The organism is Pseudomonas sp. TWI628 (assembly GCF_039673865.1).
Taxonomy (GTDB): domain Bacteria; phylum Pseudomonadota; class Gammaproteobacteria; order Pseudomonadales; family Pseudomonadaceae; genus Aquipseudomonas.
This window is the reverse complement of the sequence record NZ_JBDJMM010000038.1, coordinates 1-24,519: the sequence shown is the minus strand read 5'-3', so window position 1 is coordinate 24,519 and position 24,519 is coordinate 1. Positions and strand designations below refer to the sequence as shown.

Here is a 24,519-nt window from a genome sequence, read left to right as displayed (position 1 = left end):
AGAGAAAGCCGCCCTGCCAGGCGGTTTTTTTTTCGTCTGCAATTCCGCTACTGGATGGATTCGCAGGTGTTTCGGTCATCTACTGGCGCAACGCCAGCCTTGTCAGACTTGTCGCACTCCTCGGCAGATGACTTTGTTTCAGCCATGAGTACTCCGCCTGAGAGAATTTGCAGCTGGTACTGGCGAGAGATCGGCACGACCTCTCCCCACATGGTTACTGCGCTCGGCTGAATACCGAGCGCGTCGGCGAGCTTCTTCTTGCTGCCGAAGTGGTTAGCGGCGTCACGCGTCTTCATTGCGCTTCCTCGATGGTGCGTTCGTGAATTTCAGCATGCTGAAGACGCATAGTCAACGACACCATTCAGCAAGCTGCATACTTAAATTCAGTTAACTTAAACTCAGCGCATGGAAAGACACGAGCGAATAGCCAAGGCCATTGCGGTCAGCGGCATGAAAAAAGGCGAGATTGCGGCCGCTTGCGGAGTCGCGAACTCAGCAGTCACCCAATGGATTTCAGGCGAAAGCAAAAGCCTGAGGCCTGAGAACCTCTATGCCCTAGCCAAAGCTACTGGGTTCCGCGCGGAATGGCTTGCCATTGGTGAGGGGCCTGAGGTCGAGGAAAGCAACGTCGAGGCCATACCGCAGCCCAAGATGTCGTACCGTTACCCCGTGATCAGCTGGGTGGCTGCAGGAGCATGGGCGGAAGCTGTTGAACCCTTTCCCCCGGGGTTCTCGGATCGCTACGAAGTCTCCGACTACGATTCAAAGGGCGTCGCATTCTGGCTGGAGGTCAAGGGTGATTCCATGACTTCGCCGGTGGGAACCAGCATCACCGAAGGAATGATGATCCTTGTTGACACTGAAGCAGATGCCATCCCTGGGAAGCTGGTCGTAGCCAAGCTCGCTGATAGCAATGAAGCCACGTTCAAAAAGCTGGTTGAGGATGGCGGACGCCGATTCCTGAAACCCCTCAATCCCGCATATCCCACTGAGATGTGTGCGGAAGGTTGTCGCATCGTTGGCGTGGTTGTTCGAGCAATGATGAAGCTTTAACCCTCAGATCAGCGGAAACCCGGCCAGAAGCCGGGTTTTTTTATGCCTGCAGGAAATCCGATATGCGCCAATTGTTTACACGTCGCGGCGAACAAAGCACCGAAGGTCTTGAAAAATCGACCGCCTCACGATAACTGTACGCATATACAGCACAAGGAGCTACAAAGATGTTGCCGCTCGCGCTCTCACATTCCCCATCTCGTTCATACGAGCGCCTTGGATATCGAATCCAGCAGGCCGTTGCGTCACCTCACGTGCAGAAGCGCCAGTTCGTGGAGCTCAAGCCAGCACCAGGTGAGTCAGCAGCGGACTGGGCAAGGATTCTTAGCGATCTGGAAGAGACGACGGGCATCCGAATCGATCGCCTAACGTCGGGAGTGGTCCGCATTGGATGGCGAGACTACAGCGAGATTTGAATCCCTTGGCCCGCCCTTCGCGGGCTTTTTTTCGCCCACGAATTTCAGATTACTGAAAATATTTATTCAGCATGCTTGACCTATGAATTTCAGATTGCTTAAATTCACCCAGCGCCGAGCAACACCGGCGGGCAGCTACGGCAGCCACCGCTCTTTACACAACTCGACACCCGTCACCCTCAGCGGCACATGAGGGCAGCAGCTGCCTCATGCAGTGAGCTGGGTTCAGGTAACCAAGTGGCGCGCATGCCAATGCGGGGAAGCGCGTAGCCCAGAGAACGATGGGCGCCTGGATCACTTCGATTTCACTGGCTGGCCTTGGCGACAGGGCCAGACGGGAAATCAACCGCCCGGAGGGCACCGCAATGTTCAACATGGCAACCATGGCGGCTGATGAATGCCGCGCAGACGCTCAAGAACGCGCCTACTACCGCGGGATCGACAAGGCATCCAAGCTGCTGGGCCATCAAGTTGCCCTAGGCTCGCAGGAGGAAAGCGACCTGGGTGATTTCCACGCCGACGGCTGCACTCCGGCCGAGGCTGTAACTGAGCTGTTGGCGCAGCAAGCGCTTGATCGCGCCGCCTGAACAACCAGCGCCACGACAGCCTGTCGTTAACTGCCCGATCTACCTGGTTCCCCATCACCAGGCTGCATCGGTCGTGGCGTTCGCCCTCCCCTGGTCCGGGAGGTTCGCGGCAGCGAGCGTCACGACCAATGCAGCCCACCGAGGACACTTCATGGAAACGATCACTTGCGGCTCATGGATTGGCCAGCTCGGCAAGGCGCTGGCTCCCCGCGAGCTCGAAGCATTGCTGTGGGTGGCCCAAGGCCTCACCACCAAAGAGATCGCCCGCCAGATGGCGGTCAGCCCGGGCACGGTGGCCAATCGCATCGAGGCCGCGCTTTTCAAGCTCGAAGCCGGGCGCCGCATCGAGGCCGTCACCAAGGCCATGCGCCAACAGATCATCAGCCCGCTCTGCATCGCCCTCGCTGGCCTCATCGCAATGCATGCGGTGATTGACGACAGCGACCCCATGCGCCGCGACCGCCGCTCCCCGGAGCGCCGCACCGCCCAAGTTCGAATCGTTCGCAAGGCCGAGGCCTTCGAATACCACGCCTGACCCACCCGAGGATCACCCCATGCAGACAGCAATGCACCCTGCTTTCGAGCAGAAAATTGCCGTGCTCGCGGCCCTGCTCGAGCGCAGCAAGTCAGCCAGGACCGAGGCGCACGACAAGATCGGCCAGCCGGCCCCGCGCTACCAAGCTTCGGGCAAGGGAGGCATGTGGGATGTGGTAGAGATTGCCACCGGCGCCGTGCAAGGCTTCGCCTACAGCTACAAAGCCGCGATGCGCTTTGTTGATGCCTGCGAGGCCGGGGCGGCAAGCAAGACAGGCACGCGGCAATGAGCAAGCGCAAGCCCCACAATATACGGGCACGCCTGGAGCGGACGTGCCGGGCCTTGGTCTCGGCCAACCACGCAGCGGTGGTGAACATCGACCCCAGCGGCCAGCAGGTGCTGATCAACTGGAAGAACCTCAAGCAGATCCGCGTGCGCCAGGTCGTCGACGCCGTCTGCGACATCCCGTACCGCTGGACCATCTACCTCAGCGTGCTGTGCAGGACTGAGTTCGGCGAGCGGTACAACAAGTCGATAGAGGTTGCGCCGCAAGGTAACTACCGCGCCGAGCACCTGACCGACGTAATCGAGGCGGCCTACTTAGGCCTACGCGCCACGGCCAATCCTAATCACCTGGTGGCGGCCGGCTGGATCGCCATCCCTACTGACACAACACTCGATGAAGCAGAGGCCGCCAAGATCTTTATTGCCGTCGGCGCATGGAATCAGCAGAAAGCAGCATGAAACGCATCACCGCGCGGCTTCTTCATATCGCCCCCTCAAATGAGCCAACTATCAAACCTTTTCATTCCCTTGCCCACTTAACGCAGAATTTACTTTCTCAACAAATAAGCGTGCCGATTCTTGGCCACGCTTGAGAAGTTCCAGAAGATCTCTGTCGCACGCCTCAAGGTGAAACTCAACCCACTGGAACTCCCTGGCCAATGTGATACCTGGAGTTATTTGCTTCATCAAATCCTCCATGGTATCCGAGTTAGAAATTTTAACGACGGCGGACTTTCCTATTGGCACGCCATCAATAGAGCAATTCTTGAGAGTTATTCCTTCGCAGTCAACAAACGAGAAAACGTTTCCTATCTCCAACCTATTGGACTGAGAATTTTTTCGAACCTGCTCACTCAATCCATTGTGCTTATTATAGTTCGAAGCTTTGCAAAGCTGATAAACCCAGTTATCACCACATGCATGAGGCTGAAGGGATTCAATCAATCGATATAACTCTGGGGCTTGAACATCAACATCTGGGAGATTCTTTTTCACGCCTTTCTGGAAGGAAGACAAGTCCTCCCCATAGGGAAAGTACACGCTATTCTGTTTTTTTGTATAAGACCGCCAAATGTCTTGAGCCGTATACTCCAGGGCGCTCCTAATGCACTCTATTGCGGCCTTTACTTGAACCCTCTTTACACTTAATTCCCCTTCAGCAAATCGAGCAGCGTGGTAATGAGATTCTATTTCCCGGGTAAGGCGCTCTGCCTCATCAAGAACTTCGGTGGAGTCTTTGTAATTAGTCACAATCAACCTCAGCATTATTGATATCTTTCTAACAATACTCGCCGAACACTTGACAACTCATACTGATTTCTTGGGAGACCTGCGACTCTCAGCGCTAGGCGACCTTTGAGATTAGTCTGCAGATTAAAGCACCTCGCTCGGTTAGGGATAGCAATAACTCACTTCGACCAATGGCGCTATCTCGTAGGGTGGCGCACGCATGGAGAAAGCCATGAACCACATTCCACCGCGCCCAACTGCCACCAAGGAAATGATCCTCGAATGCTGCAAGCCCATCGCCGAGAAGCTTGAGGCCGACGCCGAGACCCTGGCGCAGCACTACAGCCGCCACATGGATGGCTTCGATCTCTGCATAGAGCTGGCGAAGTGGGCCGGCTGGGATATGCAACGCGACGACATCGATACCCTAGATGAACTTGGTCACCTGGTGGACGAGGCAGAGCGCGATGCAGTGAAGACCTGGTTCGAAGAGCACAACCCTCAACCGCCGTTCGCCATCGGTGACAACATCAAGCAGGGCTTGATCACTGGCATCAGCGACTACACCCCGGGCTGCTTCGAAGTGAAGGTAGAGGGGCAGCCCGAAACCACCCGGCTCATCATCAAATTCGAAGACGCGAAAGCCGCCTGAACCTCCGGCGCTGCCCGCCAGCGACTGATCTGCTCCGACATTGGCCTATCTCAGTTCCGTTTATCGTTATCCGTTGGAGGGCTGTACATCCCTCTATCCTCGCTGAGTCGGTGAAAAGGCGACCGCTTCAGCCAAGGGATTGCGAAATGGTAAACAATCAACAGCATTGCCCATCCAGCAAGGCAGAAAATCGAACGCTCGCTTTTGCTCAATGACAGGGCGAAAGAGATTGCCACTATCGCAAACATGATACTGACGATGAAGAATCCAGTCGCCAGGGCATTGACGAAGAAATTAAGCCTGTGCAAACGATCTGGGATCAGTTCGAGGGGGCCTGTGGCGATCAGAGCAATTCCAAACGGCACGGAATAGCTGATCAACGACGCAGATGGCTTTCCCAGCCCAAGAAACGCTATCCAAATCGCAAGCCCTATGAATGAGGCCGTTCGGATCTTCATCGCGGCAGATCCTGATCTTGGCGATCTTCCTCGATCTCGCAACCGCATTACCACTCTCCTTGTTTGGTAAGCGGCGAAGCATATCACTCGGCGCTGCCCGTCAGCCCCTTCCCCTATTCAACGACAGGGTCGGCGCCCAGGCCTTTCCGGTAGCGCGCAATCGCAATGATCTGGCGCAGGCCGATGACAATTTCCTTCTTCAGGTGGTCATCCGGCAGACCGATCTTTTTCAGCATTGCCTGGGCTTCTTCCTCGATAGATGCAAGGGCCTCGGTATCGCTTTTCAGTGTCATGGCGACCTCCACCAGGTCGAGTCAGCCATGAATTGATAGCTCACCTGAACAATGCGCGCCAACTGCGGCGCCTTCCCCTCTCAAACGATGAACACCTCCCCGGCGAGGGCGGCGCCAGCAGCACATCAATCTGCCGCCCAGCGGCTTGGAAGGTACTGGATATGGCAATGGACCAGGCGGCGCGCGACAAGCGTCGGCGCGAGAAGGCCAACAAAGTGAAGGAAGAGGATCTGCGCCTTAAGGTTCGACCCGGCACCAGGAAGGCCCTGCAGGAGCTGATGGAGTGGGCCGGGATCGAGGAACAGGGCGAGGCGATGACGCTGATGATTCATCACCTGCATGGCTTGGGCCCGGGTGGCGCGTTGCCGCTGCTGGAGCCTCCGCGCCACGAAATCACAGTAACACCGGATGTGGCGCGGAAGCTTGAGCGTGCGTATCAGCGAGAGGCCAATCGCTTATGCCTGGAGTGAGATCTACACGTAGGATCTCAGTTTTCGTTCAGACAAAGGTCCGCCAGTAATACGGCGACACAGCGTGTCCATAGCTACCTCGCACTCTTCAAGAAGCGGCATAGCGTAAGAATGAAGCCCTGTTACGAAGTGTTTGATCTCTTCATCTTCGGCAACTCTCGCAGGTTTAGTGCTGAGGTCCTGGCCGACAAGGCTCGGAAGGTGATCGTACAAATGCGGCGTGACCGGGATCTGGACGCAGAAGACGCCCGGAGCCTTCTCGACGAGGCCGAGGATGTTAGCCATACCAGCTCGCTCGACGAGTGCGGCGGCGCCCACCGCGAGTTCATGCACCGCGTGTTCGGGGACGACTGGTGGAGTCTGCCAACCGACGCCATGGAGCGAAACCCTGACTGGGACTACCTCTGCCGCATCATCGCAGCAGTGCAGCAGGCCTTGGCGAAACAGTACCCCGTCGCCGCCTGACCCTCCGGCGCTGCCCGCCAGCGCCTCAGACCTGTTCTTTGTCCTCAGGCTTAAGGCAGTACTTCTCATGCTCTTGCTGTGAATAGCAGCCCTTGTCGCAGTTCAGGTAGTTCTCATAGTTCTGGCTCATGATAATGACGCCAACAACCGAGACGACTAAACACAAAAAAGCCAACGGGCCGGGGGCTGGAACCGCCACGATTCCCCCCAACAAGAACATTGCAAAGCCAACACAGAACCATCCTTTCGAATATTTTTTGGCCACTATAAGGCCTCCCTGCTCATGATTTGGCGAAGCATACCATCGCCTCGCCGAGCGACGCATATAGCGCTGCCCGCCAGCGCCTTCCACTATTCAACGACAGGGTCGGCGCCCAGGCCTTTCCGGTAGCGGGCAATCGCGATGATCTGGCGCAGGCAGATGACCATCTCTTTCTTCATGTGGTCGTCCGGCAGTCCGATCTTTTTCAGCATCGCCTCTGCCTCTTCCTCGATCGAGGCAAGGGCCTCGGTATCGCTTTTCAGTGTCATGGCGACCTCCATCAGGTCGAGTCAGCCATGAACTGATAGCTCACCAAAACACTGCGCGCCAGCTACGGCGCCTTCCCCTCTCAAACGATGAACGCTACCCGGCAAGGGCGGCGCCTGCACTGGAGAAAACGATGAAGACTTTCGGCAACATCACCGCGAACGGAAAGGTCTATCTGTATCCCGCCGAGGCGCCAGCAGATCGGCTCTGGATAGACCAGAACGGGCACACCAACTACTGGTGTTCAGTCCAGGACGACACAACGGGTAGCTCCAAGTACCCGCGCACCGAGGGCCGACAGACGCTGCCTGGCTCCTCTGCATCGTTCAACTGAGTGCCAGGGAGCGCAAAGCACTCCATGGCAGCCCGGGTATCCGTCAAACATGAGACGTTATGGCTTAATTTTTTCCAAAATCTTAACCATTTGCTCTAACCCATCGAACGTCGAGGGAATTTCACTTTCCCCACCAACAATCCCACTAAATATAACTTGCTCAAATCGAACAAGTGTTTCAGCAGAACCTTCTGTCGAGCGCAGCTTCCCCAACAGCTCGGAGTACTTCAGAATAAACTGACAAAGAGCTATTCTCAGATCCAACTGCAGCAACTGCGACTTTAAGGATCTATAGCTCTGCAAACACACCTTGAATAAATACAACAACAGTAGCTCAAGGCCAACCGTCACAAGTACGTTCATAACCTCTCTAAAATATTGCGCAGACTTATCCTCCACAACCCCCTTACTGATCAATTCCTTTTGATTAGACTTATCTATTTCTTTGTCAACATTTACTTTCTGACCCTGATCGCGGGCTTGGGCCTGGGTAGGGACTCTCACGGAATCACTTGACAGTGAAGCTTCGCGAGAATTACTTCCAGATACGACTATAGCAAAAACCTTAACCGACAGCGGAATAACCATCAGAAATGCAATTGTCAATAAAAGATAAAAACTCCTTTTCGCCTCATTAACTTTCATTATCCGCATACTACGAAATGCACGGTTCAACCCAACGAAATTGAACGCCTGCTCATACTCGTCCAAACTCTTTCGAATCTTGCCAACTTCTCCTATTCTCTTATTTAGCTCCCCTTCAATTTGATGCGAAAAATTCTCACCTCGCTTGAGCAGTTGGGGCAAATCAGAAATGGCTTTCACCTCTGGCTTATGAATATAGCTTCGGAGTACGTTAGCAATCATTTCATGCTGGGCGTACTTTACAATGACTCCATGCTTTGGAATTGAGAAATCATACTCCCTTACGCCATCCATGAATGCCAGCACATCTTCTGGCAGACCATTAGGCATTATTACTTGAGCCTCACACACAACCATATAGCAGAGCACAGCCAAGCCCTCAATAGCTCGCTCGCTTTCGACATCCTGAACATCTAAAGCATTATGAAATTCCGGACCTATTTTCTCGATGGTGTAACGACAATTTTTGTCAATCTGGACGCATGAGGTATCTAAAAAATTCAAACTGCGCCACAAAAAATCCTGCAATGGGCTGAGAGGCTTTGAAATTTCATTTCCAGAGTACCCCCTGAAGTACAGCAACCATTTCTGTAGTTTTTCCCTAATTTCAGGCCTTGCGAAAAATTCTTCAGAAACTTCCTCGTCGCGAACCGCAACCATCATTTCAATTCCTTTCTTAGATTGAGCGTACTGCAGCTGTCACGCCAATAATGATACCGGCCAGGAGCCATCATGCCCATTACCTACGGAAGCGTCTGCAGCGGCATTGAAGCTGCGACCGAAGCCTGGCATCCGCTGGGCTGGAGCGCCGACTGGTACGCCGAGATCGAGCCGTTCCCCTGCGCGGTGCTGGCCTACCGATACCCGGCTACGCCGAACCACGGCGACATGACCCGCCTGGCAGCCATGGTGCTGTCCGGCAAGATTCCGGCGCCAGAGGTGCTAGTCGGCGGCACACCCTGCCAAGCATTCAGCGTGGCAGGCATGCGCGAAGGCCTGGCCGATCCCCGCGGCGCCCTCACTATCAAATACGTGGAGCTGCTCGATGCAATTGACCATGTTCGAACCATGCGCGGCGAGCCCGAGGCCGTCTGCACTTGGGAAAACGTCCCCGGAGTTCTCTCCGACAAAGGTAACGCGTTTGGCTGCTTCCTCGGCGCCCTGGTGGGCGAATCCGAAGAACTCCAACCGCCAGGGGGCAAATGGAAGGACGCTGGTTGTGTGTATGGACCCACGCGAACAGTCGCATGGCGGGTTCTGGATGCCCAATATTTCGGCCTGGCCCAACGACGCCGCCGTGTGTTCGTTGTCGCAAGTGCTCGAGCAGGATTCGATCCCCTCGAAGTACTTTTTGAGCGCGAAGGCGTGCGCCGGGATACTCCGCCGCGCAGAGGCGAGGGGCAAGACCTTGCCGGACGAGCTCCATTCGGCCCTGCGCTCCAGTGCGGATGCGGATACGTCTTCGGCTTAGACCTGGGCCAGTACGGCTGCCCGAACTGCGAGGGCGACGAAGGGCCAGCGGTTGAGGTGCTTGCCGGAGTTCCTGCCTACGGCGGCCACAGCCTTCAGAGCGATGTCAGCCAGGCCGCCACGCTGACGGCCAAGGACACACGCCTTGATATCGAAAGCGAGACATTCTGCGTGGCACCCACGCTTGACGCCAGCTTCGGCCGACTACAGGGCTGCAGCGGCCAGGATGCCAATCATGGCCATGGCCACCTGGTTGTGCACGGAACTCAAGATCCGGATGTATTGAATGGCCTGAGCCACCCGCTGGGCAGAAACAGCGGTCAAGAAAACGCGATCCTGGTCGACGCCAGTCCCGGGTTTGAGACGGTTGCCACCCTGGACGCCAGAACACAGGGTGGCGGGTTTCCTGGAACAGACGGAGCCTGCGGTGGCCATGTGATTGCTGCGTTCGCTGAAAACTCCCGCGCGGAACTCCGATACGAGGCCGGAGACGGCTCGATCGCCGGAACACTCAGTGCAGGGGGGGGCAAACCAGGACAAGGCGCTCCTTCGATACAGCATGGCCAGGCCGTTCGCAGGCTCACCCCGCGCGAGTGCGAATGGCTCCAGGGCTTCCCCGGCGACCACACTCGAATCCCCTATCGCGGCAAGCCCGCCGAGGAATGCCCGGACGGGCCGCGCTACAAGGCGATCGGCAACAGCAAGGCCGTGTTCGTCGTCCGCTGGATCGGCCGGCGCATCCAACAACAACTTGAACGTCTCGCTTGAGGTTACCCATGCCCACAGAAAACCGATCCAGCAACACCGAGATGGTCAGCGTGCCCGAAGGCTACATGCTGGTAGAGCGCAGCATCTGGACAGAGCAGCAGGTCGAGGCCGCCACAGCCTGCATCACTCGCCTGAAAGGCGTGCACGGCATGCGCGACCGCGACTTGGCGATGGCTGCCATAGACGCCGCCCAGTGCAAAGCACCCGATATCGCCCTGGCCGACCTACTTCCAGTCCAGCAGCCCCACCCCGACCCTATAGCCTGGATGGTTGGTACTGCCATCTGGTGGACCAAAGAAGAAGCAGAGCGGGATGCGGCGGCGACTGGGCTGCCTATCGTTGGTCTGGGAGCGATGACCCACGCCGATGAGGTTGAGCGGCTGCGTGCTGCCTTGAAGTTCTACGCCGACCGGGACCACTTCGCTGAGGACATTGGCAACGACTGGGACAGCGTTAGCGGCGAACCCGCCAACATCCTCTGGCACGAACAGGAAGCTTGGTTTGTCGAGGACGGCTCGATTGCCAGGGCCGCGCTGTTTGGAAAGTCTGAGCAGGATCCAGGCTGAGTATCGCAGATCCATCTGCGATTTCGGATCAGGTCGGTAACGAAGGCTGAGTTTTCTGGCTCAGGAAGATGGCCCAAGCATCATATGACTTCTGGTGCCAGACCACCGCGTCGTCCCAAGGAACGCCGTTGATCTCGCCATTAGAAATTAGGTGCCTAAGCCTCGAATTTGAGGCATCCAATTCGAGGAGGTGCCGATGAGCCGCGTATCGAAAATCATCGTTGTTTAACATTGGACTGATGTCCTGAAGGGCTGGCTCGGGAATACGTGCCGATGTCCCTGTGCATTCATTGTGACATCAAATCGAAGCGGCTACTCCGTAAATCGGCACGGAGCACATTTGTACTCCTCAGCTGCAACCCCTCTTCCCTCTATTTCGAGCAAGCGATCTGGTCGAATTCAGGAAGAGTTCCGGTTGCAATCCGGCGAGCCCGGCCTACTCCCCAGGCCATCGCTCTCGTCATCGATTCACCGGGGCGAGAGTCAAATGCTTCCTCGTGAATAGCCATGCCGCCCGGGGCATACACCCCGATGAACATTTGCGTTTGGCCTGTGCGCGACAGACGGACTTGAACATCAAGGCAGCTCCCATCGGCCAGCTCTTCGTCATGATTCCGGTGGTGAAGCGTTGGGTCAGCCCATGCCCAGAAAACATCACCGCGTATGCGCATACCGAACCCCTTCGCCTGCCGTCCTTTAAGTGGATAACCACGATAGCGCTGCTCGTTTTGAGCACCAATAAATTGTTCCGAGGCGAGCAGTAAATCTGACCGCCGGGCCAACTTCCTATACAAAACCTTCTTTCTGTACAACTTACTGCCGCGATATGGCGGCCAAGGAATCCGTATGCCCAGCGCACAAACGGCGGCACGGTGGTGCCCGGACGAATGCCCGATCACAGGCCGCAAGTTCTTCATGTGGATCGAGCACCCCGATGGCGGCATGGTGCCGACCTATGGTGGTCCTTTCGACAGCTACACGATCCCGACCCGCGACGGCGACGAAGGCTTCTGCTGCGAGCGGTACGACCACGATTACGGTGGTTGGCGCGACGACGAAATGGTGGGCCTCAAGCTGATAGACGACCAAAGCGACGAATGCGAGCACGGCCAAGTTGCCGAGCTGCAGGCGGAAATTGAACGGCTCAAGGGCCAGAGCCGGACCATCACGCTGGCGGGGTGCGAATACACAGAAGATGACCTGATCGGCACTGCGGTCCGGAGCGTAAGCGGAACCAGCAGGCAGAAGACCCCGCGCTGGGTGCTCATGATGGACGCCTTTGTCTGCGGATCAGGCGTAGCCCAAGCGCTGTGCCGGCGTTACGGGCTGGACCCGGACGAGGGTCTGCGCAAATGACCCGCCTCGCCCTCTGCCTCCTGCTGCTGGCCACCGGCGCCAGCGCATCCGAGAACGTCATCGACGCGCAGCACGACAGCCAGCGCGGCGTCACCTGCTACCTGCTGAATGGGGTCGGCATCAGCTGCATCCCCGACAGCCAGCTACAGGCCGGCAACCAGCGCCAGCTCTCCCCGCACGAAACCCAACCCGAACCTACACCCGCACTGGCGCCTGGGCGCTGGATTGATGAGAGGTATGAGCTGTGAGCGAGAAATTTGAGCGTGAAGAGCGCTACATCGTCTTCAAGGTGAAGGACCTGAGCGAGCACAAGCTCGGCTGGGTGCGCGACGTGATCAGGCTCAACGACATCCCGACCGTCGACGCGGTGGTCGTTGAAGCCGACTGGCCAGAGTATGAACCGACCTGGGCGGCGATCGAGCGCCGCATCACCGGCGCGCAGTGGAATGGCGAAGGCCTGCCACCAGTTGGCCTTGAAATCGAGTGCACATATGACTCTTGGGGGTACTGGCTGAAAGGCAAAGTCCTCTGCTACGGCGAGAAGATGATCTTCATGGAGCAGGAGAGCAGTAAGGGCGATGGCAAGTTTGAAGGTTCCATGAACCCGGCTGGCATCAGATTCCGCCCTATCCTCACGCCAGAGCAGATCGCAGAGCAAGAGCGCCACGCAGGCCTGAACGAGATGATCCGCAGCATCAAGGATCATCCTCACGGCACTCACGGAGTAGGCCATCTGCAAGAGCTGAAAATCCACGAGGATGTTGTCCGGGACCTGTGGGATGCCGGCTACCGCAAGCAGGTGGCGCCATGATCCTGCGCCTGATGTACATGGCCTACCTGATCTACAGGGGGCCGCGATGAGAAAGGTAACCCGCACGGTCGATGACCCCGCGGCCAAGTGGGGCTTTCGCGTAGTACCGGCCACCTACGAGGAAGCCGAGAAGATCACCGGCTTCCGCCTGGACCGCCGCCACAACTACTGCATCAACCGGGAAGGTGAAGTCGAGGTGCTGGGCGTCTGCTCTGTGGATTGCTCAGGCTGCAGCTGCGACTGCTCAAGTTGCAGCTACGGCTACAACGCCCACCGGCCAGCCGGCTGCCGAGAATGCGGCTACACCGGACGCAGCCGAATTCGCTTCGGCTATCCGCCGAGCCCGCCCAAGCTCAAGAAAGCCGCCTAACCCCTCCCCTACAACTCAAGCCCGCCGACATGCGCGGGCATGGAGAGCTATTGCCATGACGAAAGAAGAACTGGACAGCCTGCCCGGGAAGGTCCGCGTTGCGATCGAAGCCGGCAAGGCTGCAGCAGCTGCGTGCACCGATGACAGAGGCAGCGCCAATCTGGACCGCGTAGTGATCCCGGTGCCTGGGCTTCGAGCCAGCCAGTTGCAAGGCCTTCCCGGTTACGTTCAGAAGAAAAGCCGCTACCACCAGCAAGGCGTTCACCTCGATACCCCTTGGCCTGGCCAGGGCAACCAGCACAGCGCCGGAGTGCAGGCGATGCATAAGTCTCTGAAAGACCAGTGCGTCAACTGCTACGTCTACTACCAGGTCGACTGACCACCAACCTGCCGCCACCGGCGGCGTGGAGACCATCATGCAAGACGAAGAACGCCAGCCGGTGACCTACGTGTCCGACAAGGTCCCGGAAGAGAAAATGGCCGAACTGGTCGGGACGACCAAGCGGGCCTTGGAAGGCAAGAGAAGCCGCGGCGTGATCCCCGAGGGGGTCTGGAAGAAGATCGACGGCCGGATTTTTTACAGCATCAGGAGATACGAAGCGTGGCTGGAAGGAAGCTGGGGCTACCCACTGGAGTCGAGTTCATCGGCAAGTCAATCCGAATCCGTTTTACTTGGAACGGTGAGCGTCGGTCAGAAACGCTCGCACATCCCCAAACCGCCAAGGGGATCAAGGCGGCCGCTGATCTACGCGCTCAAGTAGTCAGCCTGGCCAAGCACGGCGTACTGGATGAGAAGCGGTACGCCGAGTTGTTTCCCGCCTCGAGCTACATCGCGGCAGCGAACGAAATCCGGTTTGGCGAATATGCGCAGACCTGGCTGGACAGCCTGGAAGTCGTGCACGACACCAGGGTCAATTACAAAGGGTTGATGAACAATTACTGGATGCCCCACTTGGCCACATTGCCTATCAAGGCCGTGACGCCGATGGTGCTGAAGGAGGTGGTCGCGAGGACCGAGTGGAAGAGCCCGACAGTGAAGCGTGCCGCAATCGCCCGGATCAAGGCGATGTTCCGCGCGGCAGTTTATGACGAGGTGGTAGACAGGAACCCTACGGTCTCAATCCAGCTCCCGCAGAAGAGCAAGAAGCAGATCGATCCGTTTTCGGTCGAAGAGGCAGATGCGTTGATCGCCTGGATGTACGAAAACTTTTCCAGGCAATCGCAGATATTCGCAGCGTTCTATGAGTTCGCCTTCTACACCGGCATGCGCACAGGGGAGATCATGGCGCTGCGCTGGGATGAGATCGATTTCGAGAAGAAGACAGCCCACATATGCCGCATCGTGGTCGAAAAACAGGTGGTTGAGAGGACAAAGACCAAGTACACCCGCACGGTGATGTTGAACAGCCGAGCCCTGGGTGCGCTGGCCAAGGCAAGGGAGATTGCGCACTACCGGTCCAAGCAGAAGCGCCGCGTGTCGACCGAATCCCCATTTGTGTTCCAGCCGTCCGGTTCATCGCCACACATCTCAGTACCGGACACGGCGGGCAATCACTTCAACCAGGCAATCGAAGCAAAGGGTTTCAGGCATCGCCCCCAGTACAACTGCCGGCACACTTATGCCACGATGTGCCTCATGTCAGGGATGAACCCAGCCTTCATCGCTGGACAGCTTGGGCACTCTGTCCAAGTGCTGCTGACGACCTATGCAAAGTGGTTGAATTCGGCCAACGATTGGTCCGAATTGGCGAAGCTGGAAAAGCAGGTAATTGGTACGAAATTGGTACAGGATTAAATTTCCTTCACGTTGCGCCCTTTGGATATAAGGCATTCGACAGTACTTCGGCCATACTCCACAATGCATCGGTTTTTTGGGGGAAAACCCTTGCACAGCCAACGACATACCAACTTTTAGTGAGCCTCAACGTGAAAACATCCCTGTCCATCCTCAGCCTGCTGCTGTTGCTCACAGGTACTGCGACCCTTCCGTCGACCGCTGCTGCACAACCCCCGGCCCAGGTCCAACGCGACCCGTCCAAGCTCCACCTGGCATCTGGCAGCGCCCTGCTGATCGACCTGAACACCAACCAGGAACTGTATTCGAGCCACGCCGACCGCGTGGTGCCCATTGCCTCGGTAACCAAACTGATGACGGCGATGGTGGTGCTGGATGCCAAGCTGCCCATGGATGAAATGCTCACCATGACCATCGCCAACAACCCGAACATGAAAGGCGTGTATTCGCGCGTGCGCCTGGGTAGCGAGCTGAACCGCCGGGAAACCCTGCTGATCACCCTGATGTCGTCGGAAAACCGTGCCGCCACCACGCTGGCCAACCACTACCCGGGCGGCTACCCGGCCTTCATCAAGGCGATGAACGCCAAGGCCCGCAGCCTGGGCATGACGCACACCCGCTATGTCGAGCCGACCGGCCTGTCGATACAGAACGTTTCCACTGCCCATGACCTCGCCAAGCTGCTGATGGCATCGCGCAAGTACCCGATGCTGAGCGAGCTGTCGACCACCCGCGAGAAGACCGTGGCCTTCCGCAAGCCAAACTACAGCCTGGGCTTCCGTAATACCGACCACCTGGTGAACAAGAGCAACTGGGACATCAAGCTGACCAAGACCGGTTTCACCAATGATGCCGGCCACTGCCTGGTGCTGTTGACCAAGATGGACAACCGCCCGGTGGCCATGGTGATCCTCGACGCCTTCGGCAAGTACACCCACTTCGCCGACGCCACCCGCATGCGTCAATGGCTGGAGACCGGCGCGACCAAACCGGCACCGGCAGTGGCCATGCAGTACAAGACGGACAAGCACGGCAAGACGCGCCTGGTGTCGGAGTAACCCGAGGCCAGCAGATTACCTGAGGGAGCGGGCTTTCCCGCCCCCCATAGGTCGGTGCAGTCGGGCTCAGGCCTGGGTGTCGACCACACTGCCGGCGCTGCTGCCACCGGCTTCCTGCAGTGCTTCGAGCAGTTGCGCGGTCGCCGTCATGATCTGCCCGCTGAGGGTAGCGATACTGGCCTGCTTGGCAGTGATTGCCGCCAGCTTGGTGGTATCAGCGGAATTCTGCGCCATCAAGCTGGCCAGTTGCTTCTGTTCTTCCGCCATCTGCTTCTGCAGATTCTTGATCATTTCGCGCAGCTGCTTGATGTGCGCCGGCTCACTACTTTCGCTGCTGCCCTGCGCCCCACCCGCTGCCTGGGCCTGCTTGTCGTCGCCGCGCACTTTCGACGTGTCGACCTGCAGCGGCGAACTGCCTGCCACGGTCTTTTCGCTGTCACTGGCCTGAAGGGTGCTGGCCGCCTGGGCCGACGTGTTGCTGATGCTGACTGCTGCGATGCCTACCATGTCTTTCTCCCTGCTTTTGCAAAGGTCCTTGAGTTGACCTGCGTATCGGCCGACAGGCGCAGACCTTTAGGTCCGGTCGGCCGCAGGCACAGCCCCGGGCAGTAAATTCCCCTTCCGCTGGCTCGTTCCACCCCATGTACAAGCGCAAGCGCCGGAGCCCCGGCATGCGCCCACATTCGCCCCATTATGGAATCGCAGCCATGAGCCAGTCTGCACACCCGGAAACTATCAAGGACCTGATCGGCGTGGGCTTCGGCCCGTCCAACCTGGCCCTGGCCATCGCCCTGGAAGAACTCGCCCAGAGCCAGGGCCACGCCCTCGATGCGCTGTTCATCGACAAGCAGAAGGAATACCGCTGGCACGGCGAAACCCTGGCCACCCAGAGCGAGCTGCAGATTTCGTTCCTCAAGGACCTGGTCTCGCTGCGCAACCCGACCAGCCCGTACAGCTTCGTCAACTACCTGCACCAGAAGCAGCGCCTGGCCGACTTCATCAACCTCGGCACCTTCTACCCCTGCCGGCTGGAATACAACGATTACCTGCGCTGGGCCGCCGAACATTTCGCCGCCCAGGCGGTGTATGGCGAAGAAGTGCTGCGCATCGAGCCTGAAGTGAAAGCTGGCCGCGTCGAGCACCTGCGCCTGGTCTCACGCGATGGGCAAGGCCGGGAATTCAGCCGGCGCACGCGCTCGGTGGTGGTCGGTAGCGGCGGCACGCCGAAAATTCCTGAGAAATTCGGCGCCTTCAAGGACGATCCACGAGTGTTCCACCACTCCCAGTACCTGAGCAGCCTGAACAAACTACCGTGCACGGCCGGCAAACCGATGCGCATTGCGGTGATCGGCTCGGGCCAGAGCGCCGCCGAGGCCTTCATCGACCTCAACGACAGCTACCCGTCGGTCAAGGTCGACATGGTGCTGCGCGGCTCCGCCCTCAAGCCGGCCGATGACAGCCCGTTCGTCAACGAGATCTTCTCCCCCGACTACACCGACCTGGTCTACAACGAGCCGGCCGACCAGCGTGCCAAATTGCTCGGTGAATACCACAACACCAACTATTCGGTGGTCGACCTCAACCTGATCGAGCGCATCTACGGCATCCTCTACCGGCAGAAAGTCGCCCACCAGTTCCGCCACAACGTGCTGTGTCGGCGCCAGGTGGAAGCCGTGGTGGCCACCGGCGACGGCATCGAACTGACCCTGCGCGACCTGGCCACCGGCCAGCAGCAGACCCACCGCTACGATGCGGTGATTCTCGCCACCGGCTACGAACGCCGCTCGCACCGCGACCTGCTCGCACCGCTGGCCAACTATGTGGAAGATTTCAGCGTCGACCGCAACTACCGGGTATTGGCCAGCCCGGACCTGCAGGCCTCGATCTACCTGCAAGGCTTCTGCGAAAACAGCCACGGCCTCAGCGACACCTTGCTCTCGGTATTGCCGTCCCGTGCCGCCGAGATCGGCCAGGCGCTGTACCACGACCTGGCGCGTCAACAGGGCAACGCACAACAACCCGCTGTAGCCCTGACCAGCGCCTGATTCGACAAGCGACAGGGCGCCAACAGCGCCCTGTCGCATCGTGCCCCCTTGAAACATTTGCTTGCACTTAATCCTGCAGGATTTTCATTCTCATTCGTCTTTTGAAGTACAGCCCTCATTGGTTGGGCCTGTGCTTGCCCCTTTTCTTCAGAAGACTGACCGATGGCCAAATCACCCAAAAAGTCCACGTCCAAGTTGTGGTTCCTGGTCCACAGCTGGCTCGCCCTGCCGATCTGGTTCTTCGTACTGATCGTCTGCTTCACCGGCATGCTGGCCGTGGTCAGCCAGGAGATCGTCTGGCTGGCCAACCCCGACGTGCGTGCCAGCAAGCCCGACGACAACGCCGAACGCCTGACCTTCCAGCAAGTGCTCGATGCACTGCACCAAGCCGAACCAGACATGGCAGTCAACTCGCTCAGCCAGCCGGACGGCTCGCACTTCGCGCTCACGGCGCAGGTCACCTACGCCGATGGCTCCAGCCCGATGCTCTACGTCAACCCGTATACCGGGGCGATCCAGGGCAAGATGCCGGACTTCAACTTCGAAGCCTTCACCCGAGCCCTGCATGGCTGGTGGCTGGTGCCGTTCACCCATGGTTTCAGCTGGGGCTGGTACATGGTCTCGCTGCTCGGCCTGCCAATGCTGGCGTCGCTGGTGACCGGCCTGGTGGTGTACAAGAAGTTCTGGAAAGGCTTCTTCAAGCCGGTCCGCACCGGCCATGGCGCACGCATCTTCTGGGGCGACCTGCACCGCCTGGCCGGGGTCTGGTCGATCTGGTTCATCGCGGTCATTGCCATTACCAGCATCTGGTTCCTGATCCGGGCGATCCTCTCCGACAACCAGATCACCATCTCCAGCGAGCCGGTCGTGCCGGTAATCGCCCGTGAGCAAGTGCCGCAGACTGTCGATGGCAGCCCGGCACCGCGCATCGACCTGGACGAGGCCGCACGCATTGCCGGCCTGGCCATCCCGAACCTGGACATCACCTCCATCTCGCTGCCGGCCACCGCCTACAGCCACATCGAAATGGGCGGGCGTGGCTGGTACCCGCTGATGTTCCAGAGCGCCTCGGTCAACCCGTATACCCGCCAGGTCGACAGCCAGTTCCTGCTCAGCGACCGCTCGGCGCTGGAGTTCGTCACCGAGTCCATGCGCCCGCTGCACACCGGCGACTTCGGTGGCCTGCCGATCAAGCTGATCTGGTTCTTCTTCGGCCTGATCCTGACCCTGATGGTGTTCAGCGGCCTGCTGATCTGGACCAAGCGCACCGCCCAGGCCACCGCCGCGGCGCTCAAGCGCAGCGAGCGCACACCGCGTAGTGCAAGCCGCGAAACCACCCTGGAGGCCCGCCCATGAGCCAGGCCCACGCACTGCCCGCTCGCCCACTCAAGCAATGGTGGCTGAAATGGCGCTTCCATCTGAACATCCTGCTGCTCCTCATTCCGCTGGGCTTCATGCCCAAGTACTTCGCCGACGTCAGGCTGTTTCGCGGTGACGCTGGGCTTGGGGCGAACCCGATCAGCAATATCCAGGTTGGCCCTTACAGCCTCGACCTCGCCGAACTGCGCAATGAAGCACCGCGTGCCAATGGCCCCGCTGGCCATTTCAAGCTGTTTAACGCGGCGCTGTGCAAGGCCTGCTTGAAGGACGTCAAGGCGGTCTACCTGCGCATCGGCAAGCCGCGCAGCCTGCGCACCGCCGGCACCATTTTCTTCGGCGCACCGTACCGCATGGTCACCAACCTGCCGATACCACCGCGCACCCGCACCGACGCGCAGGTCTGGATCACCCTCGAAGGCTGGGACGGCAGCCTGCACCAAGCCTCCGTCCCGCTGGCCAAGGCTTCGCCAGCCACCGTGGCCTGGCTCGAAAAACAAGGAGGCAAACCATGAAACACCTGATGCGCAGGCTCGCCCTGCCTTTGCTGGTAATGGCTGCAGGCCCGGCCCTGGCCCACAACCCGATGTGCGAGTGCGAGGAAGTGGCAGGTGGCCAGGTGAAATGCACTGGCGGCTTTTCCGATGGCAGCGGCGCGCCTGGGGTGACCCTCGACGTGATCGGCTACGACGAGCAGGTGCTGGTCGGCGGCAAGCTCGGTGACGACTCGAGCCTGACCTTCAAACGCCCCGACGGCGAGTTCTACGTGCTGTTCGACGCAGGCCCTGGCCATGTCGTGGAAGTCGACCACGCCGACATTGCACAACCATGAGCAGCCCAGCCATGCGCCATACCCAAGTGGTGCGCCCGGCCGGCGCCGGGCACGAAACCCTCTACGTGCTGCTGGTCAGCCTGTTGATCGTCGCCCTCGCCGCCAGCGTGGTCCTGCTGCGCGGCGAGCGTGAGGACGAACAAGCCATCGCCAGCCACCAGATCGACGCCCGCCGCGACCTGACCGCTGCCGAACAAGGTATCTACACCGACCTGCGCGTGGCCTTCGACGAAATCCAGCTGCTGCGCGAGGAGCGCGCCGCCACGCCCAGCGTCGAAACGCTGGCCGAGGAAGGCCTGCCACCGTTCGTGGCCGACGCCGGCAGCCACAGCCGTGGCAGCCACCAGTGGCAGTGGCTGGCAGCTGGCGCCTACCTGGGCCGCAGCCAGGCGCCGCAGCTGGCGGGCAGCTTCCTGATGATCCTGCCCAACGCCGGCAGCACCGAGGTCGACATGTGGCTGCGCCGCGACAGCGCCGCCGTGCTCCCCGACGACCTCGGCCAGGCCGCACTGATCGCCGCCGGCTGGCAGCAGGTGGTCAGCCACTACGACGCCGGGGTCACCCGCGAACACCGTCATTGAACCCAAGGATTCCCCATGTTCCGCAACGCCCTCGCCCTGCTCCTGGCCTGCGCCCTGCCGGCGCTGGCCCTCGCCGATACCGGCAAGCCACTGCGCATCGGTATTACCCTGCACCCCTACTACAGCTACGTGAGCAACATCGTCGGCGACAAGGCCGAAGTGGTGCCGCTGATTCCGGCGGGCTTCAACCCGCATGCCTACGAACCCCGCGCCGAAGACATCAAGCGCATCGGCACGCTGGACGTGGTGGTGCTCAATGGCGTCGGCCATGACGACTTCGCCGACCGCATGATCGCCGCCAGCGAAAAGCCCGGCATCCAGACCATCGAGGCCAACCAGAACGTACCGCTGCTGGCGGCCACCGGGATCGCTGCACGCGGCGCCGGCAAAGTGGTCAACCCGCACACCTTCCTGTCGATCAGCACCACCATCGCCCAGGTCAACAACATCGCCCGGGAGCTCGGCAAGCTCGACCCGGACAACGCCAGACTCTACACGCAGAACGCCCGCGCCTACGCCAAGCGCCTGCGCGCCTTGCGTGCCGAAGCCCTGGCCAAGGTGACCGAAGCGCCCAGCGCCACCTTCCGCGTGGCCACCATCCATGCGGCCTACGACTACCTGGTGCGCGACTTCGGCCTGGAAGTGACTGCCGTGGTCGAGCCCGCCCATGGCATCGAACCGAGCCCGGCACAGCTGAAAAAGACCATCGACCAACTCAAGGCGCTGGATGTGAAGGTGATCTTCTCGGAGATGGATTTCCCTTCGGCCTATGTTGAAACCATCCAGCGCGAATCCGGCGTACGCCTGTATCCGCTGACGCACATTTCCTACGGGGAATACACCCAGGACAAGTACGAGGTGGAGATGAAGCGCAACCTCGACACCGTGGTCCGCGCCATCCAGGAGAACCGCGCATGACTGCTGCCGCCAAGCTCACCGCAGCCGGCGGGCCACGCATCGAGTTTACCGGCATCGACCTGACCCTGGGCCGCACGCGCATTCTCGAACAGGTGCAGTTCAGCGTCGCCGCCGGCAGCGTGCATGCCATCGTCGGGCCCAATGGCGGCGGCAAGAGCTCGCTGATCAAGACCCTGCTTGGGCAGATGCCGCACCAGGGCCAGCTGACCCTGCACTGGCCAGCCGCGCAGCAGGTGATCGGTTATGTACCGCAGGCGCTGGAGTTCGACCGCGGGCTGCCGATGACCGTGGACGACTTCATGGCTGCCATGTGCCAACGGCGCCCGGCGTTCCTCGGCCTGTCGCGGCAGGTGCAGCCAGCGATCGATGCGGCGTTGGCGCGGGTCGGCATGCTCGACAAACGCACGCGGCGCATGGGCGCGTTGTCTGGTGGTGAACGCCAGCGCGTGCTGCTGGCCCAGGGGTTGATTCCGGAACCGCAATTGCTGGTGCTCGACGAGCCAATGTCTGCGCTCGACGAAGCCGGCATCCAGGTGTTCGAACAGCTGCTGCAAGGCTGGCGCCAGGCCGGCACCACCGTGCTGTGGATCGAGCATGACCTGGCGGCCGTGCTGCGCCTGGCCGACCGGGTCACCGGCCTGAGCCGCCAGGTGCTGTTCGACGCCCCACCCGCCCAGGCCCTGACCCCGGAGCGCCTGCTCGGCCTGTTTTCCGTCCACCCACGCAGCGAGCACCTTGCCTGATGAGCTTTGAAGCATTCCGCCAACTGGTCCAGGACTGGGCCGGCGCAGGCTACCTGCCGGAGGCGCTGGCCTACGGCTTCGTGATCAATGCCTTGCTGGCCGGCCTGATGATCGGCCCGGTGCTGGGCGGCCTCGGCACCCTGGTGGTGGTCAAGCGCTTTGCCTTCTTCTCCGAAGCCGTCGGCCATGCCGCACTCACCGGGGTCGCCATCGGCATCCTGCTCGGCGAGCCGTACACCGGCCCCTATGGCAGCCTGTTCGGCTACTGCCTGCTGTTCGGCATCCTGCTCAACTTCCTGCGCAACCGCACCGGGCTGTCGCCGGACACGCTGATCGGCGTGTTCCTTTCGGTGTCGCTGGCCCTCGGCGCCAGCCTGTTGCTGATGCTGGCCGGCAAGATCAACGTGCATATCCTCGAGAACGTGCTGTTCGGCTCGGTCCTGACCGTCAGCGCCCAGGACCTGGTGGTGCTGGGCATCGTCGCGGTGCTGGTCCTGGCCCTGGCCCTGCCGCTGTACAACCGCATCATGCTGGCCAGCTTCAACCCGCAACTGGCGGCGGTGCGCGGGGTGGCGGTGAAGACCCTGGACTATCTGTTCGTGGTGCTGGTGACCCTGGTCACGGTGGCCTCGGTGAAGGTGATCGGGGCGATTCTGGTCGGTGCCCTGCTGGTGATCCCGGCAGCGGCGGCGCGCCTGGTGAGCCAGTCGCTGAAGGGGTTTTTCTTCGTGTCGGTGCTGATTGCCAGCCTGAGCACGCTGCTCGGCATCCTGCTGCCGATCGTCCTCGATCTGCCGGTGCCCTCAGGCGCGGCGATCATCCTGGTCGCGGGTATCTGCTTTGCCCTTGCCGCGCTGGCCCGCGCCCTCGTCCCCCGCCTGCAAGGAAACCCGGCATGAACCTGAAACAGCTGACCCTGGCCATCGCCCTGGCCGGCCTGCCTGCGCTGGCCTCGGCCACGCAAGTGCTGACCACCCTGCCCGTGACCCACAGCCTGGCCAGCGCCTTGCTCGACGGCACCACCGTGCAACTCAAGCGCGCCGCGCCGGCCAACCTGCCGGCCAGCCGCCAGCCGTCGTATTTCAGCAGCCGTGGCGGCGCCGGCCTGGCCAAGGCGGCGCAGCAGGCCGACGCGGTGATCGGCGTGCGCTCGATCTGGCGTGACGACCCGCTGTACCCGATGGCCCGGCGCAGCAACATCCGCATCGTCGAGATCGACGCGGCGCGGCCGGTGGATGGTGCGCTGCCGGGTATCGCCGTCAGCGGTGATGACGCCTATGCCGCCTACCCCTGGCTGAACCCGAGCAACCTCGGGCGCATGGCCGATGTGCTGGCCAATGACCTGGAGCGCCTGGCGCCCGCCGAAAAGGTCAGGATCCAGGGCAACCTGGCGGGGCTCAAGCGCCAGCTGCTGGAGCTGACCGCCAGCAGCCAGACGCAGCTGGCCAAGGTCGACAACCTGAGTGTGGTCAGCCTGTCAGAACGCCTGGGATACCTGGCCAGTGGAATGAACCTGGATGTGGTGGAGCAGCCGCTGCCGGCGGATGGCAAGTGGGATGCGGCGGCGCTGCAGGCGCTGGGCGACAACCTCAAGGGGCAGGATGTGGCGCTGGTGCTGGACCATCGGCAGCCGGATGCGGCGCTGGCCAAGGTGATAGAGGCGGCTGGGGCGAAGTTGCTGGTGGTGGAAAGTGATCCGGAAGATGCGGTGGCCGGGCTCAAGGCCTCTGTCGAACAGGTGGTCGGGGCATTGAGCGAAAGCTGATGTCGCCTGTGCCGGCCCCGTTGCCGGGTAACACCCCAAAAAGCCCGCACCCGAAAAAAAAAAAGGGGAAAAGACCCCGACAAAAACAAAAACACCCCCCCCCCCAACCCAC

The 24,519-nt window shown here is 60.0% G+C and carries 39 protein-coding genes; 30 read left to right on the top strand and 9 right to left on the bottom strand.

The window, feature by feature from the left end; all coding sequences use genetic code 11:
• Nucleotides 1–47: 47 nt before the first annotated feature.
• Entirely contained in the window at nucleotides 48–296 is a 249-nt protein-coding gene (locus ABE528_RS24410) for a Cro/CI family transcriptional regulator (protein ID WP_346654278.1), read from the bottom strand.
• Between the two features lie 109 nt (nucleotides 297–405).
• Between ABE528_RS24410 and ABE528_RS24405 the strand changes: the two genes are divergently transcribed.
• The 6 genes from ABE528_RS24405 to ABE528_RS24380 all read left to right on the top strand — a co-directional run bounded on the left by ABE528_RS24405 (nucleotide 406) and on the right by ABE528_RS24380 (nucleotide 3,335).
• Nucleotides 406–1,053 (top strand): S24 family peptidase, encoded by a 648-nt coding sequence (locus ABE528_RS24405; RefSeq protein ID WP_346654277.1) that lies wholly within the window; start codon nucleotides 406–408, stop codon nucleotides 1,051–1,053.
• A 167-nt stretch (nucleotides 1,054–1,220) separates the two neighbouring features.
• Complete coding sequence (locus ABE528_RS24400; protein ID WP_346654276.1) at nucleotides 1,221–1,469, top strand: DUF1654 domain-containing protein; 249 nt, start codon at nucleotides 1,221–1,223, stop codon at nucleotides 1,467–1,469.
• Nucleotides 1,470–1,750: 281 nt separating this feature from the next.
• Entirely contained in the window at nucleotides 1,751–2,056 is a 306-nt protein-coding gene (locus ABE528_RS24395; protein WP_346654275.1) for a hypothetical protein, read from the top strand.
• 151 nt (nucleotides 2,057–2,207) lie between these two features.
• Complete coding sequence (locus tag ABE528_RS24390) at nucleotides 2,208–2,591, top strand: helix-turn-helix transcriptional regulator (protein ID WP_346654274.1); 384 nt, start codon at nucleotides 2,208–2,210, stop codon at nucleotides 2,589–2,591.
• A 19-nt stretch (nucleotides 2,592–2,610) separates the two neighbouring features.
• Entirely contained in the window at nucleotides 2,611–2,880 is a 270-nt protein-coding gene (locus tag ABE528_RS24385; RefSeq protein WP_346654273.1) for a hypothetical protein, read from the top strand.
• A complete protein-coding gene (locus ABE528_RS24380) occupies nucleotides 2,877–3,335 on the top strand; it encodes a hypothetical protein (RefSeq protein ID WP_346654272.1) in 459 nt (152 codons plus the stop codon). Before ABE528_RS24385 ends, ABE528_RS24380 begins: the two co-directional genes overlap by 4 nt.
• 51 nt (nucleotides 3,336–3,386) lie before the next feature.
• Here ABE528_RS24380 and ABE528_RS24375 read toward each other — a convergent pair whose 3' ends face one another.
• Complete coding sequence (locus ABE528_RS24375; RefSeq protein WP_346654271.1) at nucleotides 3,387–4,142, bottom strand: hypothetical protein; 756 nt, start codon at nucleotides 4,140–4,142, stop codon at nucleotides 3,387–3,389.
• A gap of 196 nt (nucleotides 4,143–4,338) precedes the next feature.
• Here ABE528_RS24375 and ABE528_RS24370 point away from each other — a divergent pair, with 196 nt between their 5' ends.
• Nucleotides 4,339–4,758 carry a hypothetical protein gene (locus ABE528_RS24370; protein WP_346654270.1) on the top strand — a complete coding sequence of 140 codons (420 nt, stop codon included), beginning with the start codon at nucleotides 4,339–4,341 and terminating at the stop codon, nucleotides 4,756–4,758.
• A gap of 50 nt (nucleotides 4,759–4,808) precedes the next feature.
• On the opposite strand, the gene ABE528_RS24365 is transcribed toward ABE528_RS24370, so the two are convergent.
• Complete coding sequence (locus ABE528_RS24365; protein WP_346654269.1) at nucleotides 4,809–5,216, bottom strand: hypothetical protein; 408 nt, start codon at nucleotides 5,214–5,216, stop codon at nucleotides 4,809–4,811.
• Between the two features lie 113 nt (nucleotides 5,217–5,329).
• Nucleotides 5,330–5,509: a hypothetical protein gene (locus ABE528_RS24360; protein ID WP_144000288.1), complete on the bottom strand. Its 180-nt coding sequence runs from the start codon at nucleotides 5,507–5,509 to the stop codon at nucleotides 5,330–5,332.
• Between the two features lie 161 nt (nucleotides 5,510–5,670).
• On the opposite strand from ABE528_RS24360, the gene ABE528_RS24355 reads away from it, so the two are divergent.
• Both ABE528_RS24355 and ABE528_RS24350 read left to right on the top strand, forming a co-directional pair.
• Nucleotides 5,671–5,979 carry a hypothetical protein gene (locus ABE528_RS24355; protein WP_346654268.1) on the top strand — a complete coding sequence of 103 codons (309 nt, stop codon included), beginning with the start codon at nucleotides 5,671–5,673 and terminating at the stop codon, nucleotides 5,977–5,979.
• A gap of 111 nt (nucleotides 5,980–6,090) precedes the next feature.
• Nucleotides 6,091–6,444, top strand: coding sequence for a hypothetical protein (locus ABE528_RS24350; RefSeq protein ID WP_346654267.1), 354 nt, complete (start codon nucleotides 6,091–6,093; stop codon nucleotides 6,442–6,444).
• A gap of 25 nt (nucleotides 6,445–6,469) precedes the next feature.
• On the opposite strand, the gene ABE528_RS24345 is transcribed toward ABE528_RS24350, so the two are convergent.
• Together ABE528_RS24345 and ABE528_RS24340 are read right to left on the bottom strand one after the other, a co-directional pair.
• Nucleotides 6,470–6,709, bottom strand: coding sequence for a hypothetical protein (locus tag ABE528_RS24345; protein ID WP_346654266.1), 240 nt, complete (start codon nucleotides 6,707–6,709; stop codon nucleotides 6,470–6,472).
• 86 nt (nucleotides 6,710–6,795) lie between these two features.
• A complete protein-coding gene (locus ABE528_RS24340) occupies nucleotides 6,796–6,975 on the bottom strand; it encodes a hypothetical protein (protein WP_346654265.1) in 180 nt (59 codons plus the stop codon).
• 131 nt (nucleotides 6,976–7,106) lie between these two features.
• Here ABE528_RS24340 and ABE528_RS24335 point away from each other — a divergent pair, with 131 nt between their 5' ends.
• Nucleotides 7,107–7,307, top strand: a complete 201-nt coding sequence (locus tag ABE528_RS24335; protein WP_346654264.1) for a hypothetical protein — start codon at nucleotides 7,107–7,109, stop codon at nucleotides 7,305–7,307.
• Nucleotides 7,308–7,364: 57 nt separating this feature from the next.
• Here ABE528_RS24335 and ABE528_RS24330 read toward each other — a convergent pair whose 3' ends face one another.
• On the bottom strand, nucleotides 7,365–8,615 hold the full coding sequence (locus ABE528_RS24330) for a hypothetical protein (protein WP_346654263.1): 1,251 nt from the start codon (nucleotides 8,613–8,615) through the stop codon (nucleotides 7,365–7,367).
• A gap of 69 nt (nucleotides 8,616–8,684) precedes the next feature.
• On the opposite strand from ABE528_RS24330, the gene ABE528_RS24325 reads away from it, so the two are divergent.
• The gene (locus ABE528_RS24325; protein ID WP_346654262.1) at nucleotides 8,685–10,190 is read left to right on the top strand and encodes a DNA cytosine methyltransferase; all 1,506 of its coding nucleotides are present in this window, start codon (nucleotides 8,685–8,687) and stop codon (nucleotides 10,188–10,190) included.
• A gap of 8 nt (nucleotides 10,191–10,198) precedes the next feature.
• A complete protein-coding gene (locus ABE528_RS24320) occupies nucleotides 10,199–10,756 on the top strand; it encodes a hypothetical protein (protein WP_346654261.1) in 558 nt (185 codons plus the stop codon).
• 371 nt (nucleotides 10,757–11,127) lie between these two features.
• Here ABE528_RS24320 and ABE528_RS24315 read toward each other — a convergent pair whose 3' ends face one another.
• Nucleotides 11,128–11,421 (bottom strand): hypothetical protein, encoded by a 294-nt coding sequence (locus ABE528_RS24315; protein ID WP_346654314.1) that lies wholly within the window; start codon nucleotides 11,419–11,421, stop codon nucleotides 11,128–11,130.
• Between ABE528_RS24315 and ABE528_RS24310 the strand changes: the two genes are divergently transcribed.
• The 9 genes from ABE528_RS24310 (at nucleotide 11,326) to pbpG (ending at nucleotide 16,146) form a co-directional block, all read left to right on the top strand.
• Complete coding sequence (locus tag ABE528_RS24310) at nucleotides 11,326–11,520, top strand: hypothetical protein (RefSeq protein WP_346654316.1); 195 nt, start codon at nucleotides 11,326–11,328, stop codon at nucleotides 11,518–11,520. The two genes, ABE528_RS24315 and ABE528_RS24310, sit on opposite strands and share 96 nt — an antisense overlap.
• A gap of 82 nt (nucleotides 11,521–11,602) precedes the next feature.
• A complete protein-coding gene (locus ABE528_RS24305) occupies nucleotides 11,603–12,112 on the top strand; it encodes a hypothetical protein (RefSeq protein ID WP_346654260.1) in 510 nt (169 codons plus the stop codon).
• The gene (locus tag ABE528_RS24300; RefSeq protein ID WP_346654259.1) at nucleotides 12,109–12,360 is read left to right on the top strand and encodes a hypothetical protein; all 252 of its coding nucleotides are present in this window, start codon (nucleotides 12,109–12,111) and stop codon (nucleotides 12,358–12,360) included. The genes ABE528_RS24305 and ABE528_RS24300 overlap by 4 nt, the downstream gene beginning before the upstream one ends.
• Nucleotides 12,357–12,923: a hypothetical protein gene (locus ABE528_RS24295; protein WP_346654258.1), complete on the top strand. Its 567-nt coding sequence runs from the start codon at nucleotides 12,357–12,359 to the stop codon at nucleotides 12,921–12,923. Before ABE528_RS24300 ends, ABE528_RS24295 begins: the two co-directional genes overlap by 4 nt.
• 46 nt (nucleotides 12,924–12,969) lie before the next feature.
• The gene (locus ABE528_RS24290) at nucleotides 12,970–13,293 is read left to right on the top strand and encodes a hypothetical protein (RefSeq protein WP_346654257.1); all 324 of its coding nucleotides are present in this window, start codon (nucleotides 12,970–12,972) and stop codon (nucleotides 13,291–13,293) included.
• A gap of 55 nt (nucleotides 13,294–13,348) precedes the next feature.
• A complete protein-coding gene (locus ABE528_RS24285; protein ID WP_346654256.1) occupies nucleotides 13,349–13,672 on the top strand; it encodes a hypothetical protein in 324 nt (107 codons plus the stop codon).
• A gap of 37 nt (nucleotides 13,673–13,709) precedes the next feature.
• Nucleotides 13,710–14,054, top strand: a complete 345-nt coding sequence (locus ABE528_RS24280; protein WP_346654255.1) for a hypothetical protein — start codon at nucleotides 13,710–13,712, stop codon at nucleotides 14,052–14,054.
• Nucleotides 13,937–15,088, top strand: a complete 1,152-nt coding sequence (locus ABE528_RS24275) for a tyrosine-type recombinase/integrase (protein ID WP_346654313.1) — start codon at nucleotides 13,937–13,939, stop codon at nucleotides 15,086–15,088. The genes ABE528_RS24280 and ABE528_RS24275 overlap by 118 nt, the downstream gene beginning before the upstream one ends.
• Before the next feature lie 131 nt (nucleotides 15,089–15,219).
• Nucleotides 15,220–16,146: a D-alanyl-D-alanine endopeptidase gene (pbpG, locus tag ABE528_RS24270; protein ID WP_346654254.1), complete on the top strand. Its 927-nt coding sequence runs from the start codon at nucleotides 15,220–15,222 to the stop codon at nucleotides 16,144–16,146.
• 66 nt (nucleotides 16,147–16,212) lie between these two features.
• Here the strand turns inward: pbpG and ABE528_RS24265 are convergent, their stop codons facing one another.
• Complete coding sequence (locus ABE528_RS24265) at nucleotides 16,213–16,653, bottom strand: hypothetical protein (RefSeq protein WP_152956110.1); 441 nt, start codon at nucleotides 16,651–16,653, stop codon at nucleotides 16,213–16,215.
• 200 nt (nucleotides 16,654–16,853) lie between these two features.
• On the opposite strand from ABE528_RS24265, the gene ABE528_RS24260 reads away from it, so the two are divergent.
• The 9 genes from ABE528_RS24260 to ABE528_RS24220 all read left to right on the top strand — a co-directional run bounded on the left by ABE528_RS24260 (nucleotide 16,854) and on the right by ABE528_RS24220 (nucleotide 24,407).
• Nucleotides 16,854–18,191, top strand: a complete 1,338-nt coding sequence (locus tag ABE528_RS24260; RefSeq protein WP_346654253.1) for a SidA/IucD/PvdA family monooxygenase — start codon at nucleotides 16,854–16,856, stop codon at nucleotides 18,189–18,191.
• Between the two features lie 162 nt (nucleotides 18,192–18,353).
• On the top strand, nucleotides 18,354–19,547 hold the full coding sequence (locus ABE528_RS24255) for a PepSY domain-containing protein (RefSeq protein ID WP_346654252.1): 1,194 nt from the start codon (nucleotides 18,354–18,356) through the stop codon (nucleotides 19,545–19,547).
• Entirely contained in the window at nucleotides 19,544–20,083 is a 540-nt protein-coding gene (locus tag ABE528_RS24250) for a thiamine pyrophosphate-binding protein (protein ID WP_346654251.1), read from the top strand. The genes ABE528_RS24255 and ABE528_RS24250 overlap by 4 nt, the downstream gene beginning before the upstream one ends.
• Complete coding sequence (locus tag ABE528_RS24245; RefSeq protein WP_152956106.1) at nucleotides 20,080–20,400, top strand: hypothetical protein; 321 nt, start codon at nucleotides 20,080–20,082, stop codon at nucleotides 20,398–20,400. Before ABE528_RS24250 ends, ABE528_RS24245 begins: the two co-directional genes overlap by 4 nt.
• 11 nt (nucleotides 20,401–20,411) lie before the next feature.
• Entirely contained in the window at nucleotides 20,412–20,981 is a 570-nt protein-coding gene (locus ABE528_RS24240; RefSeq protein ID WP_346654250.1) for a DUF6162 family protein, read from the top strand.
• A gap of 15 nt (nucleotides 20,982–20,996) precedes the next feature.
• A complete protein-coding gene (locus tag ABE528_RS24235; RefSeq protein WP_346654249.1) occupies nucleotides 20,997–21,899 on the top strand; it encodes a metal ABC transporter substrate-binding protein in 903 nt (300 codons plus the stop codon).
• A complete protein-coding gene (locus tag ABE528_RS24230; RefSeq protein WP_346654248.1) occupies nucleotides 21,896–22,642 on the top strand; it encodes a metal ABC transporter ATP-binding protein in 747 nt (248 codons plus the stop codon). Before ABE528_RS24235 ends, ABE528_RS24230 begins: the two co-directional genes overlap by 4 nt.
• Nucleotides 22,642–23,541 carry a metal ABC transporter permease gene (locus ABE528_RS24225; RefSeq protein ID WP_346654247.1) on the top strand — a complete coding sequence of 300 codons (900 nt, stop codon included), beginning with the start codon at nucleotides 22,642–22,644 and terminating at the stop codon, nucleotides 23,539–23,541. Before ABE528_RS24230 ends, ABE528_RS24225 begins: the two co-directional genes overlap by 1 nt.
• Nucleotides 23,538–24,407 carry a zinc ABC transporter substrate-binding protein gene (locus tag ABE528_RS24220; protein WP_346654246.1) on the top strand — a complete coding sequence of 290 codons (870 nt, stop codon included), beginning with the start codon at nucleotides 23,538–23,540 and terminating at the stop codon, nucleotides 24,405–24,407. The genes ABE528_RS24225 and ABE528_RS24220 overlap by 4 nt, the downstream gene beginning before the upstream one ends.
• Nucleotides 24,408–24,519 lie beyond the last annotated feature (112 nt).

What these genes read in the sequence shown, in the direction of transcription:
- ABE528_RS24410 (WP_346654278.1), bottom strand. Translation starts at nt 296, where the DNA reads ATGAAGACGCGTGACGCCGCTAACCACTTCGGCAGCAAGAAGAAGCTC.
- ABE528_RS24405 (WP_346654277.1), top strand. Translation starts at nt 406, where the DNA reads ATGGAAAGACACGAGCGAATAGCCAAGGCCATTGCGGTCAGCGGCATG.
- ABE528_RS24400 (WP_346654276.1), top strand. Translation starts at nt 1,221, where the DNA reads ATGTTGCCGCTCGCGCTCTCACATTCCCCATCTCGTTCATACGAGCGC.
- ABE528_RS24395 (WP_346654275.1), top strand. Translation starts at nt 1,751, where the DNA reads ATGGGCGCCTGGATCACTTCGATTTCACTGGCTGGCCTTGGCGACAGG.
- ABE528_RS24390 (WP_346654274.1), top strand. Translation starts at nt 2,208, where the DNA reads ATGGAAACGATCACTTGCGGCTCATGGATTGGCCAGCTCGGCAAGGCG.
- ABE528_RS24385 (WP_346654273.1), top strand. Translation starts at nt 2,611, where the DNA reads ATGCAGACAGCAATGCACCCTGCTTTCGAGCAGAAAATTGCCGTGCTC.
- ABE528_RS24380 (WP_346654272.1), top strand. Translation starts at nt 2,877, where the DNA reads ATGAGCAAGCGCAAGCCCCACAATATACGGGCACGCCTGGAGCGGACG.
- ABE528_RS24375 (WP_346654271.1), bottom strand. Translation starts at nt 4,142, where the DNA reads ATGCTGAGGTTGATTGTGACTAATTACAAAGACTCCACCGAAGTTCTT.
- ABE528_RS24370 (WP_346654270.1), top strand. Translation starts at nt 4,339, where the DNA reads ATGAACCACATTCCACCGCGCCCAACTGCCACCAAGGAAATGATCCTC.
- ABE528_RS24365 (WP_346654269.1), bottom strand. Translation starts at nt 5,216, where the DNA reads ATGAAGATCCGAACGGCCTCATTCATAGGGCTTGCGATTTGGATAGCG.
- ABE528_RS24360 (WP_144000288.1), bottom strand. Translation starts at nt 5,509, where the DNA reads ATGACACTGAAAAGCGATACCGAGGCCCTTGCATCTATCGAGGAAGAA.
- ABE528_RS24355 (WP_346654268.1), top strand. Translation starts at nt 5,671, where the DNA reads ATGGCAATGGACCAGGCGGCGCGCGACAAGCGTCGGCGCGAGAAGGCC.
- ABE528_RS24350 (WP_346654267.1), top strand. Translation starts at nt 6,091, where the DNA reads ATGAAGCCCTGTTACGAAGTGTTTGATCTCTTCATCTTCGGCAACTCT.
- ABE528_RS24340 (WP_346654265.1), bottom strand. Translation starts at nt 6,975, where the DNA reads ATGACACTGAAAAGCGATACCGAGGCCCTTGCCTCGATCGAGGAAGAG.
- ABE528_RS24335 (WP_346654264.1), top strand. Translation starts at nt 7,107, where the DNA reads ATGAAGACTTTCGGCAACATCACCGCGAACGGAAAGGTCTATCTGTAT.
- ABE528_RS24330 (WP_346654263.1), bottom strand. Translation starts at nt 8,615, where the DNA reads ATGATGGTTGCGGTTCGCGACGAGGAAGTTTCTGAAGAATTTTTCGCA.
- ABE528_RS24325 (WP_346654262.1), top strand. Translation starts at nt 8,685, where the DNA reads ATGCCCATTACCTACGGAAGCGTCTGCAGCGGCATTGAAGCTGCGACC.
- ABE528_RS24320 (WP_346654261.1), top strand. Translation starts at nt 10,199, where the DNA reads ATGCCCACAGAAAACCGATCCAGCAACACCGAGATGGTCAGCGTGCCC.
- ABE528_RS24305 (WP_346654260.1), top strand. Translation starts at nt 11,603, where the DNA reads ATGCCCAGCGCACAAACGGCGGCACGGTGGTGCCCGGACGAATGCCCG.
- ABE528_RS24300 (WP_346654259.1), top strand. Translation starts at nt 12,109, where the DNA reads ATGACCCGCCTCGCCCTCTGCCTCCTGCTGCTGGCCACCGGCGCCAGC.
- ABE528_RS24290 (WP_346654257.1), top strand. Translation starts at nt 12,970, where the DNA reads ATGAGAAAGGTAACCCGCACGGTCGATGACCCCGCGGCCAAGTGGGGC.
- ABE528_RS24285 (WP_346654256.1), top strand. Translation starts at nt 13,349, where the DNA reads ATGACGAAAGAAGAACTGGACAGCCTGCCCGGGAAGGTCCGCGTTGCG.
- ABE528_RS24280 (WP_346654255.1), top strand. Translation starts at nt 13,710, where the DNA reads ATGCAAGACGAAGAACGCCAGCCGGTGACCTACGTGTCCGACAAGGTC.
- ABE528_RS24265 (WP_152956110.1), bottom strand. Translation starts at nt 16,653, where the DNA reads ATGGTAGGCATCGCAGCAGTCAGCATCAGCAACACGTCGGCCCAGGCG.
- ABE528_RS24260 (WP_346654253.1), top strand. Translation starts at nt 16,854, where the DNA reads ATGAGCCAGTCTGCACACCCGGAAACTATCAAGGACCTGATCGGCGTG.
- ABE528_RS24255 (WP_346654252.1), top strand. Translation starts at nt 18,354, where the DNA reads ATGGCCAAATCACCCAAAAAGTCCACGTCCAAGTTGTGGTTCCTGGTC.
- ABE528_RS24250 (WP_346654251.1), top strand. Translation starts at nt 19,544, where the DNA reads ATGAGCCAGGCCCACGCACTGCCCGCTCGCCCACTCAAGCAATGGTGG.
- ABE528_RS24245 (WP_152956106.1), top strand. Translation starts at nt 20,080, where the DNA reads ATGAAACACCTGATGCGCAGGCTCGCCCTGCCTTTGCTGGTAATGGCT.
- ABE528_RS24240 (WP_346654250.1), top strand. Translation starts at nt 20,412, where the DNA reads ATGCGCCATACCCAAGTGGTGCGCCCGGCCGGCGCCGGGCACGAAACC.
- ABE528_RS24235 (WP_346654249.1), top strand. Translation starts at nt 20,997, where the DNA reads ATGTTCCGCAACGCCCTCGCCCTGCTCCTGGCCTGCGCCCTGCCGGCG.
- ABE528_RS24230 (WP_346654248.1), top strand. Translation starts at nt 21,896, where the DNA reads ATGACTGCTGCCGCCAAGCTCACCGCAGCCGGCGGGCCACGCATCGAG.
- ABE528_RS24225 (WP_346654247.1), top strand. Translation starts at nt 22,642, where the DNA reads ATGAGCTTTGAAGCATTCCGCCAACTGGTCCAGGACTGGGCCGGCGCA.
- ABE528_RS24220 (WP_346654246.1), top strand. Translation starts at nt 23,538, where the DNA reads ATGAACCTGAAACAGCTGACCCTGGCCATCGCCCTGGCCGGCCTGCCT.